The 19,195-nt window shown below is 37.4% G+C and carries 15 protein-coding genes; 5 read left to right on the top strand and 10 right to left on the bottom strand.

Translation table 11 applies throughout. From position 1 onward, the window contains the following. Positions 1–1,076 (bottom strand): sulfatase-like hydrolase/transferase (locus tag AC4MRQ_RS12200; RefSeq protein WP_491197955.1); only part of this gene is annotated, 1,076 nt, incomplete at its 3' end. Between the two features lie 542 nt (positions 1,077–1,618). Here AC4MRQ_RS12200 and AC4MRQ_RS12205 point away from each other — a divergent pair. The 5 genes from AC4MRQ_RS12205 to AC4MRQ_RS12225 all read left to right on the top strand — a co-directional run bounded on the left by AC4MRQ_RS12205 (position 1,619) and on the right by AC4MRQ_RS12225 (position 5,920). Continuing rightward, complete coding sequence (locus tag AC4MRQ_RS12205) at positions 1,619–1,957, top strand: cupin domain-containing protein (RefSeq protein WP_491197956.1); 339 nt, start codon at positions 1,619–1,621, stop codon at positions 1,955–1,957. A 486-nt stretch (positions 1,958–2,443) separates the two neighbouring features. After that, a complete protein-coding gene (locus AC4MRQ_RS12210) occupies positions 2,444–3,847 on the top strand; it encodes an RtcB family protein (RefSeq protein WP_491197957.1) in 1,404 nt (467 codons plus the stop codon). A 4-nt stretch (positions 3,848–3,851) separates the two neighbouring features. Next, the gene (gene prfH / locus AC4MRQ_RS12215; protein WP_491197958.1) at positions 3,852–4,550 is read left to right on the top strand and encodes a peptide chain release factor H; all 699 of its coding nucleotides are present in this window, start codon (positions 3,852–3,854) and stop codon (positions 4,548–4,550) included. Positions 4,551–4,566: 16 nt separating this feature from the next. Beyond that, positions 4,567–5,091 carry a hypothetical protein gene (locus AC4MRQ_RS12220; protein WP_491197959.1) on the top strand — a complete coding sequence of 175 codons (525 nt, stop codon included), beginning with the start codon at positions 4,567–4,569 and terminating at the stop codon, positions 5,089–5,091. A 256-nt stretch (positions 5,092–5,347) separates the two neighbouring features. Continuing rightward, positions 5,348–5,920: an ExbD/TolR family protein gene (locus AC4MRQ_RS12225; protein ID WP_491197960.1), complete on the top strand. Its 573-nt coding sequence runs from the start codon at positions 5,348–5,350 to the stop codon at positions 5,918–5,920. Positions 5,921–5,994: 74 nt separating this feature from the next. On the opposite strand, the gene AC4MRQ_RS12230 is transcribed toward AC4MRQ_RS12225, so the two are convergent. The 9 genes from AC4MRQ_RS12230 to AC4MRQ_RS12270 form a co-directional block, all read right to left on the bottom strand. Then, positions 5,995–7,158 carry an alkaline phosphatase gene (locus AC4MRQ_RS12230; protein ID WP_491197961.1) on the bottom strand — a complete coding sequence of 388 codons (1,164 nt, stop codon included), beginning with the start codon at positions 7,156–7,158 and terminating at the stop codon, positions 5,995–5,997. Positions 7,159–7,387: 229 nt separating this feature from the next. Beyond that, positions 7,388–8,923, bottom strand: a complete 1,536-nt coding sequence (locus tag AC4MRQ_RS12235; protein ID WP_491197962.1) for an arylsulfatase — start codon at positions 8,921–8,923, stop codon at positions 7,388–7,390. A 26-nt stretch (positions 8,924–8,949) separates the two neighbouring features. Beyond that, positions 8,950–10,392, bottom strand: coding sequence for a sulfatase family protein (locus tag AC4MRQ_RS12240; RefSeq protein ID WP_491197963.1), 1,443 nt, complete (start codon positions 10,390–10,392; stop codon positions 8,950–8,952). Between the two features lie 97 nt (positions 10,393–10,489). Then, positions 10,490–12,076 carry a sulfatase family protein gene (locus AC4MRQ_RS12245; RefSeq protein ID WP_491197964.1) on the bottom strand — a complete coding sequence of 529 codons (1,587 nt, stop codon included), beginning with the start codon at positions 12,074–12,076 and terminating at the stop codon, positions 10,490–10,492. 275 nt (positions 12,077–12,351) lie between these two features. After that, complete coding sequence (locus tag AC4MRQ_RS12250) at positions 12,352–13,272, bottom strand: endonuclease/exonuclease/phosphatase family protein (protein WP_491197965.1); 921 nt, start codon at positions 13,270–13,272, stop codon at positions 12,352–12,354. An 18-nt stretch (positions 13,273–13,290) separates the two neighbouring features. Continuing rightward, positions 13,291–14,889 (bottom strand): beta-N-acetylhexosaminidase, encoded by a 1,599-nt coding sequence (locus tag AC4MRQ_RS12255; protein WP_491197966.1) that lies wholly within the window; start codon positions 14,887–14,889, stop codon positions 13,291–13,293. A gap of 594 nt (positions 14,890–15,483) precedes the next feature. Further along, a complete protein-coding gene (locus AC4MRQ_RS12260) occupies positions 15,484–17,064 on the bottom strand; it encodes an endonuclease/exonuclease/phosphatase family protein (RefSeq protein ID WP_491197967.1) in 1,581 nt (526 codons plus the stop codon). Positions 17,065–17,231: 167 nt separating this feature from the next. Then, entirely contained in the window at positions 17,232–18,242 is a 1,011-nt protein-coding gene (locus tag AC4MRQ_RS12265; RefSeq protein ID WP_491197968.1) for a metallophosphoesterase family protein, read from the bottom strand. Between the two features lie 75 nt (positions 18,243–18,317). Then, a complete protein-coding gene (locus AC4MRQ_RS12270) occupies positions 18,318–19,193 on the bottom strand; it encodes a glycoside hydrolase family 97 catalytic domain-containing protein (RefSeq protein ID WP_491197969.1) in 876 nt (291 codons plus the stop codon). Between the last annotated feature and the right edge of the window lie 2 nt (positions 19,194–19,195).

Consider the following 19,195-nt stretch of genomic DNA (forward strand, 5'->3'; position numbering starts at 1 on the left):
TGGCTAGCATTGTGTGTTATCCATGAAGTAATGAAAGGCACACGCATACCTCCTTCCCAGTGGTTGGCTTTTTTTCCTCTCAAAGGTGAAGCACTGCTGTATCCATTATCTATTGGAAGCGGAGCATCAGAGCCATTATCGCCCATAAAAATAATCAAGGTATTTTCTCCCAGCCCCAACTGTTTTACATGCGCAACGATATCTCCCAATGATTTGTCAATGCCTTCAATAAGCGTTGCGTAGGTTTGCGCCCTCTTACTTTTTCCTGAGTTGCTATAATGCTCCGTGAAACGCGGGTCTGATTGAAAAGGTGTATGCACGGCATAATGTGCCATGTATAAGAAAAACGGTTTGTTTTGTTCTCTGGCTTTTGAAATCTGCTTATTAGCTTCAATGGTTAGAGCCTCCGTTAAAAAGATATCTTTTCCATGATACTTCTCCAATCCCGGTACAGCACGATCTTTACGTCCTTTTATATGACCATAACCGTCTTCGCCATAGTAGCTTCCGGGCTGACCGATTGAACTACCTGCAATATTTACATCAAAACCCAGATTTAAAGGTTCTTCACCTTCACTATTAAACGGGCCAAAATGTGCTTTACCTACATGGATGGTTTTATAACCATTTTGCTGTAAAAGTCTGGGAAGGGTTACCGAGCTTTTGTTAAGTCCTTCCCAATTCCATTGCTCAGGACCAAATTCTCCTTTATTGTTATTTTCGGACTTTATCCAATTGGTCACACCATGACGCGCTGAATTTTGTCCGGTCAATAGAGAAACCCGGGTTGGCGAGCAAACTGAATGGGCATAAAAGTTGGTAAAACAAATACCTTGTTCAGCCAATTCTTCCATATTAGGTGTTCTATAAAAATCATTTAAAGGGTATTTTTTCGGCTCGCCGTTTTTATCTAAAAGAAAGGGTACTGATGTGTCCATCAAGCCCATATCATCAACTAAAAAGATGATAATATTTGGTTTTTCGCCGGTTTGTTTTTGTTTACCACTAACTGTGTTTGCATAACTTAAGAAGAAAATAAGTGCAGTTGCAATAGCTTTCCAACTAATAGTGCTCATGTTTTTAATATTAAAACGATAAAAAGTTTAATCGCGTTAATTTATAAATATTTCTCTTTTTAAAGTGGCATAGGATAAGCTTATTTAAAGTATTTGTAGAAAACTGTTATCTTACGCTTAAACAGTTTAATTGAGTACTGATATAACTTATTGTTATTCATTTTTACAGGAGCACTATCAATCTCACTCTACTTCTGAAGCATATCGGACCAATTGACATTTTTGTAGAAAAGTCATCTTTACCCATGACAGGATAAGGACATTCTATTTACTTTACTCTCAACGAAGGGTAACACTGGCGCAGCACAATGTAAATCATGCGCACAAGAATTTCCACATGGCGCAATCTATTGTACCTGTTGCTCAGTCAATTTTCCCGGAAGCGCAATCAATTTCACCAACGGCGCAATGCATTGTAACCAATGCGCATACAGTGTACATCAGATAAAGTAAACACCACACAATATGATTTATTTTACAACCATTTGATTGCTTATCTGTTTGGTTGGTATTAGGTAAACAAGCAAAAAGTCTAATATATCATGAAAACAGCCTCATTATCAAATTCAATTGTATTTAAAGAAGATAAACCTAACGTTCAACTATTGCTGGAAACACCCTTCAGTAAAGAAATTCGCATTACTCTTAAAGAGGGACAAATAATGAAAGAACACACGGCTCCGGGAGCTATCGTGGTTGAAATATTTGAAGGAGCCGTTGATTTTGGAGTAGAAGGTGTAGTCCACCATGTCGCAAAAGGCGACCTGTTAACACTGGATGCAAAAGTACCTCATGACTTAAAGGCGACTCAAGACAGTATTGTACGCTTAACGCTCTCAAAGAAAGATGATGTCAAGCGTGTTTTTAGTGTGATTCGATAGGAACATAGAGTGTAATTAAATCAATGGATTGTTAGACTCCAGACGACTGGCACTCTCGTCTTTTAATTCCTAAGATGATAATGAATGCAAATGGCTGTGCTAACCAGCTTAAAATTACCGTCTGCTCCTAAATTGAAATTATTTTCATAATAATTTGGAATTTAAGATTAATTCGTTTTACATTTGCAGCGCATTTCACCCCATGTTGAACAATTAATTAAAGGGGGATTAGATTATGTTGGAGCTTAGATCACATATCTGCAAATAGATCAGAACGATTAGTTGAATACTAGTCGCACTTCTTATATCTGATCGTGAATTTGGCAATTGTCCAAATTCTTCAATTAACATCTTTATTTATTTCAACTGATTGCATAATCAAGGTAGGTTGATAATCATTGTTGAGTAGTTATCTAATGATAGTCCTCTTCGGATTTGCTTGTTATCATCCTTCATACATTAGCAGTTGGTTAATTACAACGACTTATGAGCAAGTCAAAAATAAAAGGTAAAGACCTTAAAAGAATCAACTATAAATCGGACAGAGCTAAAAGCTTGGCTATTAACATTGCTAACAGTGATTTAAAGCATCTGTCGAAACAAAATAAACTGGAAATTCTTGAAGCTGTTTTATTAAATCCCAAGGATTATTTGGAACATGCTTCGCTTTCAAAATTAGCAGAAGATCTATGCGGAAAGATTAAAACAAATAATGGTACGATCTATCATTTTGAAAGCATTGAAAAACCCTTAACGAGCTATGGAAAAAAACACATAACTACAGATACGATCAGGCAAATGTCAACGGCCATGCAACTCCCAATCAGTAAGTATGGTGCACTAATGCCGGATGCCCATGTGGGATATGGATTACCAATTGGAAGCGTATTAGCAACTCAAAATGCAGTAGTTCCATATGGCGTTGGTCTGGATATTGGTTGCCGGATGTCATTGAGCATTTACGATGTACCATCTGATTTTATCAAACGGTACAATTACCAGATCAAAACAGCATTAAAGGAGCATACCCATTTTGGAATTGGAAAAATTGAGAAACATCACTACGACCACGAAGTACTCGAAAGAAATGCGTTTAATGAGATTGATCTATTGAAGAACCTGAAGGGCAAAGCTCAAAATCAGTTAGGCAGCTCTGGTTCAGGCAATCACTTTGTTGAGTTTGGTATTGTAAGTTTGGAGAAGGACAATGCATTTGATTTAAAGACAGGTAATTATGTCGGATTATTAGCGCATTCAGGCTCCAGGGGATTAGGTTCAGTAATTGCCACTTATTACACCAAGCTGGCTATGAAAGCATGTTTGCTGCCTCAAGGTGCGCAACATCTGGCATGGCTGGATTTAAACAGTGAGGCCGGACAAGAATACTGGATTGCTATGAATCTGGCGGGTGATTATGCCAAGGCTTGTCATGATGTGATTCATCATCGCTTATCCAAAGCTTTAGGTATAAAAGCAGTTGCCCATGTTGAAAACCACCATAATTTCGCCTGGAAAGAAAAGATAAACGATCAGGAATTGATCGTTCATCGTAAAGGCGCAACTCCGGCTGCTAAAGGTGAACTGGGAATTATTCCTGCCAATATGATGGATGCTGGTTATATCATTTCAGGAAAGGGTAATTCTGAAGCACTTTATTCGGCTTCACATGGTGCAGGTCGACGTTTAAGCAGAAAAAAAGCAAAGGATAATATTACCAACAGTGAGTTGAAAAAGACGCTTAAGCAAAAAGGGATCACACTCATTGGCGGTGGCACCGAAGAGGCACCAATGGCCTATAAAAACATTGATGAAGTGGTGGCATCGCAAGCAGAACTGGTCAATATTGAAGGGCGATTTTATCCTCAAATAGTACGAATGGATAAACAATAACAAAATGGAAACAATAATACTACAAATAACATCAGGACGTGGGCCGGCAGAGTGCTGCTGGGTAGTGGCCCAGGTTCTTAAATACATTGTTGAAGATGCTAAAAAAGCTAATCTTCATTTCACGATTCTTCACCGTGAAAAAGGAATAGAAAATGGAACGCTTTATTCAGCAAGCCTTCAATTGGAAGGTAACGGAGTTAAAGACTTGTGTAAACAATGGATCGGAACAACTCAGTGGATTGGACAGAGCCAGTTTCGAAAATATCATAAACGCAAAAACTGGTACGTCGCAGTCAATAAAATTGACCTTTCAAGCGAATCCTTGGCTATAGATGATAAAGATATCAGTTATCAGGCTATACGTTCTGGAGGTCCGGGAGGTCAGCACGTCAATAAGGTTAGCACAGCCATTCGTGCAAGACATCTTCCAAGTGGATTAAGCGTGCTTGTTTCAGAGAGTCGATCACAGCTTCAGAACAAAAAGCTGGCAAAAACTCGTTTGCATGAGCTTATCAAACTGGAAAATCTCAAGCAACACAAAAACAAACTTCAGGCAGAATGGAAAAATCATTCCGAGATTCAAAGAGGAAACCCTGTCAAAACATTCTCTGGTACAGATTTTAAAGTTCAACATGTAGAGAAGGGTTACAAACAGAAACGACGCTCCTTAAAACACAATCTTAAAAAGGAGTTATTCGATTAAACTAAATTCAAATAAAATGAACACAATAGCAGACCAATATTATATTAAAGCGCTTGATCAATATCCTTATAGCCTGGAAGAGGCCATCGAAAACCTTGGCTATGCCCTAAGTCATAATAACGAACATCCGGGGGCCAATTACCTGATGGGTAAATTGCATCAGGAACAAATGAACAATTACATTAAGGCCGAAGAATATTATTTGCGGGCCATGGCTGGAAACCCGGAAGATATAAACGTTTGTATGGCCTATATCATGGTATTGATAATACTTAAGGAATATAACAAAGCCCAAAAACTTATCGAATACGCTAATAAGCTAAAGGGTGTTGATTTATCAAGAACGCTTAATTTGCAAGCCTTGATACATGAGTATCAGCGTGATTATGACGGGGCTCTTTCTCTATTGAAGCAATCGAAACTAGAGGCCTATAATGATGATTGTATGACTCATCTGAATAATGAAATTAAGCGTGTAAAAACAAAAAAGAAATTCGTTGAGAAACAACAATCGAAGAAAGAAAGCCAGGAAGCTCAATAATGCTTCCTGGTTAATCTTAGTTTAAGCAGTTGATTAAGTACCATCTATAAATGGTGTCTTTTCATCTCCAAACCTCTTTGGTTGAAGGATATTTATTCTGGCAACACAGCATCGGTTCTATAATTCTTAAATAATATTTTCCATAAAAAAATCCTGGAAATGATATTGATCAAAGCGATATTTTACTAATTTAGAGCTATTCGATTCGAGCCATAATTTGCAGGGTCTTCATTATTAATTATAAAAATTAGCAACTATGGCACGAAGACAAACTCAAGAGGTGAATGCCGGCTCAATGGCCGACATCGCATTTTTACTCCTGATTTTTTTCCTTGTAACTACAACGATGGAATCTGATAAAGGCTTAGGTACCATACTTCCTCCTTTGGAAGAGGAACCTGACCCGAATCAAAAGGCTAAAAACGAACGTAATGTATTTGAAATATTGGTAAACGCCAATAATCAGATTATGGTTGAGAAACAAGAAATACCGCTCAATCAATTGACGGAAGCCACCAAAAATTTTATCCTCAACCCTATGAATGAGCCCAATTTATCAGATAAAGAAGTTAAAACAATTGATTTTTTTGGTCAGCGTGAAGTAAGCAAAGGTATTATTTCCTTGCAAACAGCCAACGATACACAGTACCAGGTGTACCTAATGGTTCAGAATGAAATTGTTAGAGCCTTTAATGAATTGCGTAATGAATTGGCATTAAATAAATTTGGCAAGCAATATGAAAAGCTGAACTCGAAAGAGAAAGACGCTGTAAGACAAGCCATTCCAAAACTTATTTCAGAAGCAGAGCCTGTAAAGATTAACATCTAATCATCAATTACTTGTTTATAACAACAAAAAAAGAGCTCAAAAGAGCTCTTTTTTAGTGCTTCTATTATCAATAATTACTTCTTGCCTAATAATTTAAAGATAGCCTTAGCAATATCTGTATTATCCTGTATGCCAGTAAAATTATCTGCACCCGGCCCAAAAGCAAATACAGGAACCATTACTCCAGAGTGTCCTTTGGTTGCATATAAGGCATTAACTTCTTGTTGATCGTAACTACCGTCTTTAAGGATCATACCACCTGTTTCATGATCTGATGTTACAATCACTAAAGTCTTTTTATCCTGAGCAGCAAAAGCCAATGCTTCACCAACAGCTTTGTCAAAGTCAAGTGTCTCTCTGACAATGTAGGCTGTATTATTCTGGTGACCTCCCCAATCAATCTGGCTACCTTCCACCATTAAAAAGAATCCATCTTTATTATTGCTTAATACATCAATAGCCTTTTTTGTTGCCAATGGCAGAATATCTCCACGAGTTGGCATTTTTTCCATATGTGTTGGTGCTAATAAAGCAGCCAACTTGGGGCCGTTCGCAGCCTCAAGCTCTTCTACTGTTGTTGCAACCTGATAGTTTTTTTGCTCAAGCTCCTCTTTAAGGTTTCTCTTATCCTCACGTTTCGTAAAGTGATCTAAACCTCCTCCAATAAAAACATCTATATCTGTTTTTAAGAAGTCTGCAGCTATTTCTTCATACATAGACCGTTTGGGTTGATGTGCTACAAATGAAGCAGGAGTTGCATGAGTGACAGCTGATGTTGAAACAACCCCTGTGGCTTTTCCTTTCATTTCAGCAAATTCCCGAACGTTCTCTATAGCTTTACCATCTTCGTCCAATCCAACAACACCATTATTTACCTTTTGTCCGGCAGCTAAGGCTGTTCCTCCTGCAGCTGAATCAGTCACATATTTATCAGCGCTATGCGTTTTTGCGAATCCTACTTTTTTGAAATTATCCAGATACAATTGACCACCATTAGCTGTCATAGCAGCATGCAACTGTGTCACTCCCATTCCATCACCAATTAATAGTATGATGCTCCTTGGTTTCTTACCCTTTGCTATATCTTCATACTGCTTTACTTCATAAATTGCTTCAGTTGATTGATAATCGTAATCATTTGAAACAAGGCTCTTATCCGTTTTATAAGTTTCCTGGGCTGATACAATTGTTGCAAATACCAACAACAATGCACTAAATACTGATTTATAGCTTTTCATAAACGCTTTTGTTTGACATTTTAATAAATGAGGGCATAAAACTAATAAACTTTAGCTTAACGCGTAAGTTTCAATATTAATTCTGATTTAATAAAACTTAAAATAAGTCTCAAAATATCAAGAAATCATCACAACATCCATATTGGCTTTGCTTTTATGAAAACAAAAACCGGCAGAAATAAATCCGCCGGTTTACCTGATCTTAGTCTTAAATTCTTATAAAACCGAACTAATCTCCTAGCTGCTTCATCTGAAATTTTTCAATTTCAGCAGGTGTATGTGCCTCAAGCATAACGCTCTTGATCTGCTCAACTATTTCTGGATTTTGATCAGCAATGTTATTTTGTTCCTGTATATCTTCTTCCAGATTATAGAGTTCTATTTCCATATTATCTTCAAAGATATCCTTACGGATGCCTTTCCACTTACCTATTCTAACCGCCTGTTGACCTTTATAAGCCGGGAATTCCCAGTATAAATAATCATGTTGTTTTTGGTTTGAGGCACCTGTCATAGCCGGCAGATAACTTATACCATCAATATCTTGCGGTGCCTCTATCCCTGCGACATCACAAAGTGTAGGTAAAACATCCCAGAAGGCAGAAGCATGGTTGGTTTGAGAACCAGCTCTGATTTTGCCCGGCCATGAAGCAATCATTGGAACACGAATCCCTCCTTCATGCACAAAACCTTTACCCCAACCATATTCACTTTTAAAAGGTCCTCCGCTATTAAAAAACTGTGAATCAACACCTCCATTATAGGTTGGTCCATTATCAGAAGTAAAGATGATTAATGTATTGTCATACTCACCCATGTCTTTCAACTTCTGCACCAATTGCCCTACACGTTCATCCATGTACGATACCATTGCCGCATAGCCTGCGCGAGGATAACGATGCGGGAAATAACCTCTTTGCCCTAAATATGGTTCTTCTTCACCAAATTTCTTCACGTAGTAATCTACCCATTTTTGCGGTGCCTGAATTGGCGCATGTGGTATTGGTGTTGCCCAATACAGGAAGAATGGTTGCTCTTTGCTATCCTTTACAAAATTGACCATCTCTTCGAACATCACATCAGGTGTGTAATCATTGAGGTTAAACTGGGTATAACTCTCGGGATTAAGCGGATCAGCATCCTTGTCCAATTTTGTGTTAGGAGCAACAGTATCATTATCCAGGTAGATACGATTAGCGTTCTTATACAAATGAACAGGGTAATAGGTATGAGCCTGACGCTGGCAATTGTAACCGCAAAAGAAATCAAAGCCTTGAGTTGTAGGCAGACTATGTGTATTAGGTGCACCTAATCCCCACTTACCAACCATACCGGTTCTATAACCAGCCGTTTTTAAAAGCTTAGCTACTGTTTTTGTATCGGCTGGCATTGGTCGTTGCCCTTCAAGAGTTGAATCAGCAATCATTGCTTTATAATCCCATACTTTTCCCCGGGATCTCCATTCATCATTACCTCGCACATAAGCATGACCGGTATGCTTTCCAGTAAGAAGGACACAGCGTGAAGGAGCACAAACAGGAGCACCGGCATAATGATCCGTAAATTTAATTCCATTCTTTGCAAGGGCATCAATGTTAGGTGTTTCAATCAGTTCTTGTCCATAACATCCCAATTCGCCATAACCAAGGTCATCTGCCAATATATATATGATGTTTGGTTTTTTAGTTTCCTTTTCTTGTTGACTGCATGAAGCCAAAAGCATTACGACAGCCAATGTAGACAATAACAACGTTTTAATTTTCATTTTTAATATTTTAGATTACCTCATGGTTACTTATCCCAGAAAGATCCCTCATCTTTCAGTTGTTTTTCAAAATTTTCCAGCTCAACTAATAAATCTGAAACCCTATGCTTGTTTTGGCCTGCAACATTAATACGTTCACCCAAATCTTCTTCCACCTGAAATAACAGAGGCGTTTCTCGAGATGCTTCAAAACCATAGTTGTTTTTTGTTTGCGAACCAATTCGAACATGCAGTTTCCACTCATCTTTGCGGATGGCTGATGGCTTGTTATCGAAATAATTATAAAAGAATGTAAAATCATCCATTGGCTCGCTATATTTCTCAGGCATTAACAATGAACTAATATTTCGTCCATCAATCGTTCTATCTTTTGGCAAGTCAACACCAGCAACTGCAAAGATTGTTGGTAGAATATCCAAGATGCTGATAGGTGTTTGTTCATTGCGATTACCATTTATCATAGCCGGCCAGCTAATGATCCCCGGAACACGATGCCCACCTTCCCAGGTTGATCCTTTACCATCTCTGAATGGTGTGGCATAACCGACCTTTAATCTTGTGTCGCCGTATTTTTTATTGTCTTTAATCGTTGAAAACTTAATCCAGGGACCATTATCTGATGAAAAGACAATGATGGTATTATCGCGTATACCTTCCTTTTCCAATGTATTTAAAATATCACCGACAGCAGCATCTAATTCTTCCATCACATCTCCAAGTTCGCCATTACGGGATTTACCTTTAAACTTATCACTCACAAAAAGACCAAGGTGAGGCATGTTGTAAGCTATATAAGCGAAAAATGGTTCTTTCTTGTTTCGCTTAATGAAATCAACTGCTGCCTTTGTACATACTCCGGTTAAAGACTCAGAAGCTTTTGTATCGGAAGGCAAGTCTTTAGCAAGTATTTCATAGCCAGCAATTGGTTTTTTCCCCTTTGGGTTGCTTTTTAACAGCATAGAGGTATTATAATCATGTGAAACATTTGTGCCAATCCACTCATCAAAACCATGGGCTAACGGTAAGGTTTCAGATGAGAAGTTATTCTTTTCATTTGGTGTTCCCAAGTGCCACTTGCCAAACATCCCCGTTTTATAACCTACAGATTTAAGTCCTTCAGCGATGGTAATTTCCTCATCATGAATATGCTTCTTCGCATCGGGTCCTATTACCCAGGAACCTAATCCTGAACGGCCTGGATACCTTCCGGTTATCAATGAGTAGCGTGAAGCAGAGCAAGCAGGTGATGTTACATAGAATTGTGTGAAATTAACGCCACTATTCTTCAACTTGGTAATATTGGGTGTTTTAATTGTTGGATTACCGTTGTGCTCATAATCTCCGTATCCACTATCATCGAGGTAAATAAGTACAACATTGGGTTTTGAACTTTTTGTTTTATTCTTTGCACTGACATTAAAAACAAACAATGCCAGCAATAGCATAAGTAATAACTTGGATTTATACATTTCCTGGATTTTGGTTTATACTTAGTTTTTAGAGTTTGAGTAACCTGGGTTAAGTAGCATTGGTATTGGTGGACTTTGATGATTTCGAAGAACAAGTTTACTTTCTTGGTAAATTCTTCTTATTCAAATAACGCATCAGGTTTTGCTCATCCAATTCATCACTATCTCCATATTTTTTTCTTACCTCTATTAATTTCTCGTGCATGTGTTTCTGAACGTCAGTATATTCAGGATGATTGTACAGGTTATTCATTTCTGACGGATCATTTTCCAAATCGTATAACTCCCAGGTACCAGAATCGTAATAAAAATGAATTAATTTATAACGATCTGTTCGGATGCCATGATGACGTTGAACATTATGTTCGCCCGGATACTCATAGTAAGTATAGTATATGGCATCTCTCCAGCTTTCATCTTCACCACTTATCACTTTACGAAATGACTCTCCCTGAATATCTTCTGGTATATCAATATTGGCATAATCAAGAAATGTTGGAGCAAAATCAAGGTTCTGAATCAACTGGTCCACTTTAGTTCCAGCCTTAACCTCTTTTGGATATCGCATTAAGATGGGTGTTCTGAACGACTCTTCATACATAAAACGTTTATCAAACCAACCGTGCTCACCAAGGTAAAATCCCTGATCGGACGTGTAAACCACAATTGTATTGTCGCTAAGCCCTTCCTGATCCAGATAATCTAACACCTCACCAACTCCGTCATCCACAGACTGTATGGTGGCCAGATAATCCTTCATGTAACGATCAAACTTCCACAATGCAAGCTCCTTATCATCCCACTCTTTAGACATAAACTCTTTAATAATCGGATCGTAATGTGCATCCCAAGCTGCACGCTGTTCATCATTCATTCGCTTATACATTCCCTCAGCCGCTTTTCGATAGCGGGTTTTCAACTTGCCTTCTTTATCTAATATTTTTAAGTCATAGGCCAAATCCATGTGTTCAAATATGCCCATTTCATGTTCTGCCGCAACTGGTCTGTTCTCGTAATTATCAAAGAAGTTTGCTGGAGGAGTGAATGTTTGGTCATCGAATAAATCAAGATACTTTTTCTCAGGCATCCATGTCCGATGAGGAGCCTTTTGATGATATAAAAGTAAAAATGGCTGACCTTTCTTTCGTTTATTTTTTAACCAATCCAATGCTATATCAGTTGTTATTTGAGTACAATAACCTTCGTAGCGTTTCTTCTCTCCATTCTCGATAAAATCAGGATTATAATATTGTCCCTGACCAGGCAACACATTTGAGTAATCAAATCCTTGCGGAAGTCCGTCAATGTGTATTTTACCAATCATGGCTGTTTGATAACCTGCATTCTGTAATTGCTTTGCGAAATTATCCTGTCCCCAATCAAAAGCTTGTACATTATCTACTTTTCCATTAACGAAACTATGTTTTCCGGTTAGCATGACGGCACGACTGGGTGCACAAATTGAATTGGTGACATAACCATGTGTAAATAATGCACCTTCACTGGCAATTCTGTCAATATTAGGAGTCTTATTCAATCCATGACCATAAGCACTAATGGCCTGATAGGCATGATCATCGCTCATAATAAAAACAATATTTGGGCGCTCTTTTTTAATAGCTGGTGAACACCCGATAGCCAAATACATGACTATAACAAGGGTATAAAATACACTGGATTTCATTGTAATTTTTTATTAAAATGGTTTCTCTCTCGTGTGGATTCAATATACTAAATTGAATTCATCGACGTGAAAATACAACCAATCTCATAAAAAAATAGCATAATTGCTTATAATATATCTGTAAGCAAATAAGATGAAGCAATTACCCCAGTAGTTGAACTTGATACAGCTTCCTAAATTCACAGATACTATTAATTAGTAATCAAGCATATAAATAAAAGATCCGAATTAACCATTTATAGATTAATTCGGATCTAAAAAATAAGTTTATTAGATTATTCAAGTTCAAAAACTGCAACAACAGGATAATGATCTGACAGATAATAGGTATCTTCCTGATTAGCGACACCGGCATTTATGCATGTTTCAGCTAGTTCAGGAGAAGCTAAGATATAATCTATCCTTTGTGACTTGGAACTCCTGCCTTCACCTGGTTGTTTTTCAAAAACCTGAGTGGGACAACTAATTCGCTGATCGATACCTTTTGTGTGCATTTGTACAACATCAATTAAAGGACAACTAATAAAGCGGCTCATTACTCCATACTCCAGCTGACCGTGTAAAAGATTGCGAACGTGCTTGTGTTGCTTTTCCGACTCGATCATTGATGGTATCAGTGATGAATTGTCTTTATATAAATCGGCATCAAAAGGTGAAACAGCATTGAAATCACCTAAAACCAAACATTGGTTTTCATTTTCCATCTTCAGTCGCTGTACAATAATACGTGCTTCTTCATTTCTTTTGACATGGCTAAATGGTGATAAGTGCACTACCATAAAATCAATGTCCCAGGTGCGACAAAACAATGCCCCATGATGCATTTTATCAAATATTTTGTCCTTTATTTCAATCGGTTTAGACGATGTAATTCCTACCGGGTAACCCTCTGTTTTCAGAATTTCGACATAAGCATGTCCCCATTCCATAGCATCTTGTTTCAGTTGATTTCTGGTATACCCACACAGTTCTTGTAATGCAACTACATCTGCGTTTTGTGCTTTTATCCATTCGACGGTCTTTTTCTTACGTACCTGATCTTTCCCCCAGTCAAATCCATTCCAGATGTTATAAGATAAAACTTTGAATTGCTCTTTGGATTGAGCCTTATTTTCTGACTGACATATACTTTTATGACCGGGTAAAAGTAAGAGACAGATAGCAAGCAATATTCGTATATGTTGTATTACAAGCATCGCCACAAATTTTAAATGTTACTCAAACTCTTTAGAATAACTAATTCCCAAGTCTTGCCATTTTTTTAACAAGTGATCCAGATTATCTCTGAAAACCTGATAATCTTTACGTTCTTTTTGGGTCCAACCCACTTCGGCATAAGCGGCTATTCTCGGAAACGTTTGACGCTCGATATCTTTATAGGTTGGCGTCCATTCACTCCACATCTGGCATCCCAAACCATAAATATTCTCGTAGTATTTCTCTTCCAGACCTTTGGGTATCGGATTGAAGCTATAAGCTTTCTCCAGGTTAATATGCTTATAGTTATAATCCAAATATGTATTAGAATGTAAGGAATTTACAATACCATACCCCTTTTGTGCAGCCTCCGTAGCCAGCTTCACATCTCCTTTCCAGAAATGAACAATCACATTTTGAGCCAATGATGTTTCAGCATCTTTATCATGCTTTTTCTCCTCAAATCCTTTATGAATATTTTTACCCATTATTTCATTCCAGCCCATCATACGACGGCCATTTTGCTCTATAAACTGCGATATCTTATTCGTAAAATCAATTTGAAGGTCAGCCGGAGTGTTCAAGCCATGGTCTTTCATGTATTGCTGCACATGCTCCGACTCTTCCCAAACCTTATAACCAACCTCATCACCTCCAATATGAATCACTTCAGAAGGGAATAATTCAAACATCTCCAATAACACGTCCTTAATAAACTGAACAACTTCCGGTTTGGTCACATCATAATTATCGTAGTGCCTTCCGAACTTAACAGGCACTTCAATCTCATGAGCTGCAGTACCAAGCCATGAATACGCTGCTATAGCGGCACTTGAATGACCGGGCATTTCAAACTCAGGAACTACAGTTATATTGCGTTGAGCCGCATAAGCAACAATATCTTTTATTTGTTCTTGTGAATAAAATCCACCGTGAGGCTCACCAGAGGTTTTACCGCTTCCCCATGTGCCAATTTCAGTATCTTTACGATAGGCACCCACTTCAGTCAACTTGGGGTATTTCTTGATTTCAATGCGCCAGCCGGCATCATCGGTTAAATGCCAGTGAAAAACATTCATTTTTAACAAGGCCATCTGATCTAACATTTGTTTTACAAAAGCCTCTCCATGAAAATAACGTGATTCATCAAGCATAAATGCCCGCCATTTAAATTGTGGCCTGTCCTCTATACGAACGCCCTTAACAAATAGCTTACCATCTTCTTGACTAATTAATTGACGTAATGTTTGAATACCATAGAATATTCCTTTATTATCACTACCCGATATCACAATAGCTTGATCATTTACTTCGAGTAAATAACCCTCTTCGCCCAACTTATTAGCCAATTTGCTATCTATCTGCAGAATAATTCCTTTTTTACCTTTGGTTTTCAAAGCCACTTCCACCTGAAATTCAGCTCTAATGATATCCTTTAAATAATCTGCATTGCTTTGGTTGGTTTCATCGGCTATTAAGTTTGTTTTCTTACTTATCTGAAATTCATCTTCTGTCGTCTTAACATTTTGTGGTTGAGGAATAACATTAAGGTGTTGCGAGAATATCGTACCTATTGACAGAATAATTAGTATAAGTGTAGATTTAAAAATAGTCATCTGTTTGAATTTTCTTTGATTTTTCAGATGGAACTCACAAGTAAATATCAATCATGCACCTTTGTGCAACTTATTAATTCAAATTTACTCCGTCGTTTCATTTTATTGTTTTTGATTTATCTGATTAGACAAATTTACAAATTACATCTAAATTCAAAAGGATATGAAAGTACATTTGTAAGTTTTTCGAACTAAAAGCTCTTATATATCCTTTTAGTCAATTTGTATAACTTCAACTTATTCTTTATATATTCAAAAGGGTTGCTTTTTTTCAATGTTTTGGAAAGATCTGACAAACCTGCTAACAAATCAAATTACTTAGCCGCCTACAATAAATGCGTATTGGTCTTATATTTAAGATACCAATTAAGATTTGAACCTAATACAGCTGACGAGTTACCTCAAATTATTATCTTTTTATTTTAGCTAACATACTCCTGTATCAAGATAGCACCTGTCTACTAAGCTATTCAATACAATATGTCATACCCAGCTTTTAATTGTTTCACCCCAAAAATCATGCGGCTTGTCTAACATTATTTTTCTACTCATGTTTGCTTGTATGCATCAGCTAATTACCTCTAACATTAAATCTTAATCGAAACTAAATACACTTATTACTGCAGCATGGTCTGAAGGAAACATTATTGGATGATAATCTATTACCTTAGACTCAATTGGCTTAATATTTCCTTTATAATATATGTAATCGATGCGATCGCGAAGGCCAGATTTCGTCGATGACGTAGCAGCTCTTGGCGTCCATGTAAAACCAGGATCTAACAGTGGATTAATATGCAACTCACGATAACTATCTTTAAAACCAGCTTTTTCCATGGCTCTACTTACCGACCATTCTATCTCGTATCCATTATGAATTGCCTGGGTTGTTTCGGTCCAATCCAGATGTGAGCCAACATTAAAATCACCAAACATTATCATGGGAACTTTGTCCGTTCGATTTATCTGAGCATCTAACTGTTTGATCATGGCTTTAACTTCAGAATGCCTTGTTTCATCTTCTGCTTTGATAAGTTCTCTGGCCGTCATCTTACCTTCCACAACATTTTTACCGTAATCGGGTAAATAATGCAACCAAGTGTCAACAACAGCTATTTGTTTATTATTCCCAAGGTCAATGATGGCACCACCTGAGTTAAAAGGACGAAAAACTTTTATTGTTTCTTTAATCGGGAACTTACTCATGATGCTCAAGTTAGAACTGATCAGATAGAAATAGTAACCCAATGAGTCAGCAATAATTTCGCCAGATCCGTATGTTTCAATTAAACCTACAATATCAGGTTGAGCTTGCTTGATGGTTTCAATCACTCTTTCAACACCAACATGCTTGCCATAGCGTCTACCACCATGCCAAATATTCCAAACCATAACCCTTAATGGTGAAATTATCTCTGGAAAGGAATGAATTGATTTAAAACGACCATAATCTTCCTTAATCAATTCGGAACCAACAAACTCATTTTTAAGCTGAACCTCATCAATGTAGCCATTAAATGCTGTCCATTGCCCAAACGATCCATACTCCCAATACTCATCCGAACCTCCAATCACAGTTCTATTTTGATTATTCAGGTCTCCTAATCCCGGGACATTATAAATGGCCACATTCTCTCCATCAAAGTAAAACCACACTTCATCTTTTTCCCGATTAAAACTAAAAGCCAGCTGATGCCATTCTCCATCATTGATAGCTTGTCGAGGAACATTTGGCTTATAAGTAAAATTGTTTTTACCATCTGACAAATGAACGCCCCAGGCTCCGTTATCCTGCGTAAAAATACTCCAACCTGGTTGCTTTGTATTACCTTGTTTAAGATTCCCAATTATAGGCATACCCTGCCTACTTCCCTCCACTGTTTTTACCCAAACCATTGCACTTAGACTATGCCCCTTTCCATAGCTAGGTAACTCTGTTGAATCAGGAATAAAGGGCTTTCTCAATACGGCATTTTCTGATAAATCAAGTGCTTTGCCCATAAGCCCCTCAACAAATTGAGACTGTTGCAATTCAGTCACATAAACTGCTTCATTACTATTCGTTATTGGTACCGCTTCATTATTCTGAGTGTCAAAATCAAGATAGTATGCTTTTTGTCCATATACACATACACCTAAAATTAACGAGATTAATAAAGTAAGTTGTTTTTTCATATGATTAAATTTATTTTCAAAGACCATATGGAACTCTCAAATAAATCTGATCATCCTCCTATGTGTCTATTAGGATAATCAAATTAACTTGTTCGTTTCATAAGTTTAGATTTAGTATTCTATTCAGACCGTAATATTATAGCAGGTTTGAATACATGATATGTTTGTTAATTAGGAAATTCAATCTTTCTGTCTGAAATAAGAGGCACTAATGGTAAATCTCCATAAACTCCGTCTTTAATTCCTAAATCCGCTGGTGTTGGTGGTACAAAACTACTCTGGACGCCTTCAAGCACTAATTCTCCTTCTCCAATAGTTACCTTGGCATAAAGCGGATCTTTATACGGAATTATATTTTTCAGGTGAGGAAACTGCTTGTGAAGTTCTTTTGAGTACCGTGCTTCACTTTGATATTTTGCGCCTAACCATTGGTAGGACATGCTGTTTATTTGCAGATAATAGATTCCGTTTATTTCCTTCATCAAATCTGTATGGTCATGACCACTGAAACAAGCTACTATTTTATTATATCCTGCCTTCCGGTTACACTCTTCAAAGATTTCACGAACCACATTCTGATTTTTACATGCTTTTGGGTTTTCAAAGCTTTGGTGAGAAAAAATCAAACAAGGATTATTGGTCTTTTGGAGATCCTCTTTCAACCATTCCATTTGTTGAGGATCAATATATGCGCGCTGTTCTGACGGCTTATAAAAATTAGCATTACTATATGGGATATATTCGCCGTCTATATATAAATTATTCGGATCAAGCACGACAAAATGCACACCAGCCCGATCAAATGAATAGTATCTCTTTTTCATTCCAACAAACGCCATAAAGTCCTCCTTCGTTCCTTTATCCATATCATGATTACCAAGCGCATAGTATGTTTTTATACCAAAGGATTGCCAGTAATCTATAAACGGAATATTATTTGGTGTTGGATGACAAAAATCTCCAAGATCGATCAGGAAGTCAACCTTCTCTCGTTTCATATGTGCCAAGTATGTTTTGATTCTTTCTTTAGAATCCGGCATCATATCGATGTGAATATCTGATGATAGACCAAAGCTTACTTTTTCAGATTTACCTTTATTAAAGCCATATACATTTAATGGAATTGATAAAGCCAAACCACATTGTAAACTTCTTTTTATAAATTTTCTTCTTTTCATCTGCTTAAATTTTAACTTTCATTTATGTCAGATGCCTGCCTCACGCAGGCGAGAAACTCACAAGTAAAACCAAAATCAATTCTTAGGTCTAATTATAGCTGTAAACCCACCTCCGGAGGCCATTGAAAGCTTTTTACTAAATGTTTGATCCACCTCAACTGTCTTTAACTGGTAATCTTGTGCAAAACGATCTGCATTCGGCCCATCGGTCATCAGCTGCATTTCATATTTTCCGTCATTGAGAAAAGAAAGATTTAGATTTAGTTCACGTGGTGTATCATCGCTCATAGCTCCAACATACCAGGTATCACCTTTACGTCGTACTATTAAAATATAATCAGCCACTTTTGCATCAAGCACCAGTGTTTCATCCCACACTGTAGGAATCTGCGCAATAAACTTTGTTGTTTCATCTTCTCTGTAATACGTACTTGGTGATTCACATAGCATTTGCAACGGACTTTCAAATACAACATACATGGCCACCTGATGGCATCTTGTTCCAATACTTTCAGGTCGTTCGAATGATATTTTATGGTTTTTCAAATGACAATTGATCATCGAACCTGGTGTATAATCCATTGGACCGGCAACCATTCTTATAAATGGAAGAGTAACATTATGCTCTGGTGTAATCAGCTGGCTCCATTTATGATTTTCGTTACCTTTCAAACCTTCATAACTGAGCACATTTGGGTATTTGCGTCTTAAACCAGATGGTTTAAATGAACCATGGTAATCAACCAGGAGATGATATTTGGCTGCTACCTGAGCCACACGTTCGTAATAGTTAACCATGTATTGATCGGCTCGTTGCATAAAATCAACTTTTATACCCTTTACTCCCCATTTATTGTACAACTCTAATATGCTATCCAGATTCTTATCCAAGGGTCCCCAAAGTACCCACAAAATAAGTCCTACATTTCTTTCCTTTCCATAAGCAACCAATT

This window comes from Carboxylicivirga sp. (assembly GCF_982718395.1).

Excerpts from the sequence above, each read along its gene's own strand:
- AC4MRQ_RS12205 (WP_491197956.1), top strand. The coding sequence starts at position 1,619 with ATGAAAACAGCCTCATTATCAAATTCAATTGTATTTAAAGAAGATAAA.
- AC4MRQ_RS12210 (WP_491197957.1), top strand. The coding sequence starts at position 2,444 with ATGAGCAAGTCAAAAATAAAAGGTAAAGACCTTAAAAGAATCAACTAT.
- prfH (WP_491197958.1), top strand. The coding sequence starts at position 3,852 with ATGGAAACAATAATACTACAAATAACATCAGGACGTGGGCCGGCAGAG.
- AC4MRQ_RS12220 (WP_491197959.1), top strand. The coding sequence starts at position 4,567 with ATGAACACAATAGCAGACCAATATTATATTAAAGCGCTTGATCAATAT.
- AC4MRQ_RS12225 (WP_491197960.1), top strand. The coding sequence starts at position 5,348 with ATGGCACGAAGACAAACTCAAGAGGTGAATGCCGGCTCAATGGCCGAC.
- AC4MRQ_RS12230 (WP_491197961.1), bottom strand. The coding sequence starts at position 7,158 with ATGAAAAGCTATAAATCAGTATTTAGTGCATTGTTGTTGGTATTTGCA.
- AC4MRQ_RS12235 (WP_491197962.1), bottom strand. The coding sequence starts at position 8,923 with ATGAAAATTAAAACGTTGTTATTGTCTACATTGGCTGTCGTAATGCTT.
- AC4MRQ_RS12240 (WP_491197963.1), bottom strand. The coding sequence starts at position 10,392 with ATGTATAAATCCAAGTTATTACTTATGCTATTGCTGGCATTGTTTGTT.
- AC4MRQ_RS12245 (WP_491197964.1), bottom strand. The coding sequence starts at position 12,076 with ATGAAATCCAGTGTATTTTATACCCTTGTTATAGTCATGTATTTGGCT.
- AC4MRQ_RS12250 (WP_491197965.1), bottom strand. The coding sequence starts at position 13,272 with ATGCTTGTAATACAACATATACGAATATTGCTTGCTATCTGTCTCTTA.
- AC4MRQ_RS12255 (WP_491197966.1), bottom strand. The coding sequence starts at position 14,889 with ATGACTATTTTTAAATCTACACTTATACTAATTATTCTGTCAATAGGT.
- AC4MRQ_RS12260 (WP_491197967.1), bottom strand. The coding sequence starts at position 17,064 with ATGAAAAAACAACTTACTTTATTAATCTCGTTAATTTTAGGTGTATGT.
- AC4MRQ_RS12265 (WP_491197968.1), bottom strand. The coding sequence starts at position 18,242 with ATGAAAAGAAGAAAATTTATAAAAAGAAGTTTACAATGTGGTTTGGCT.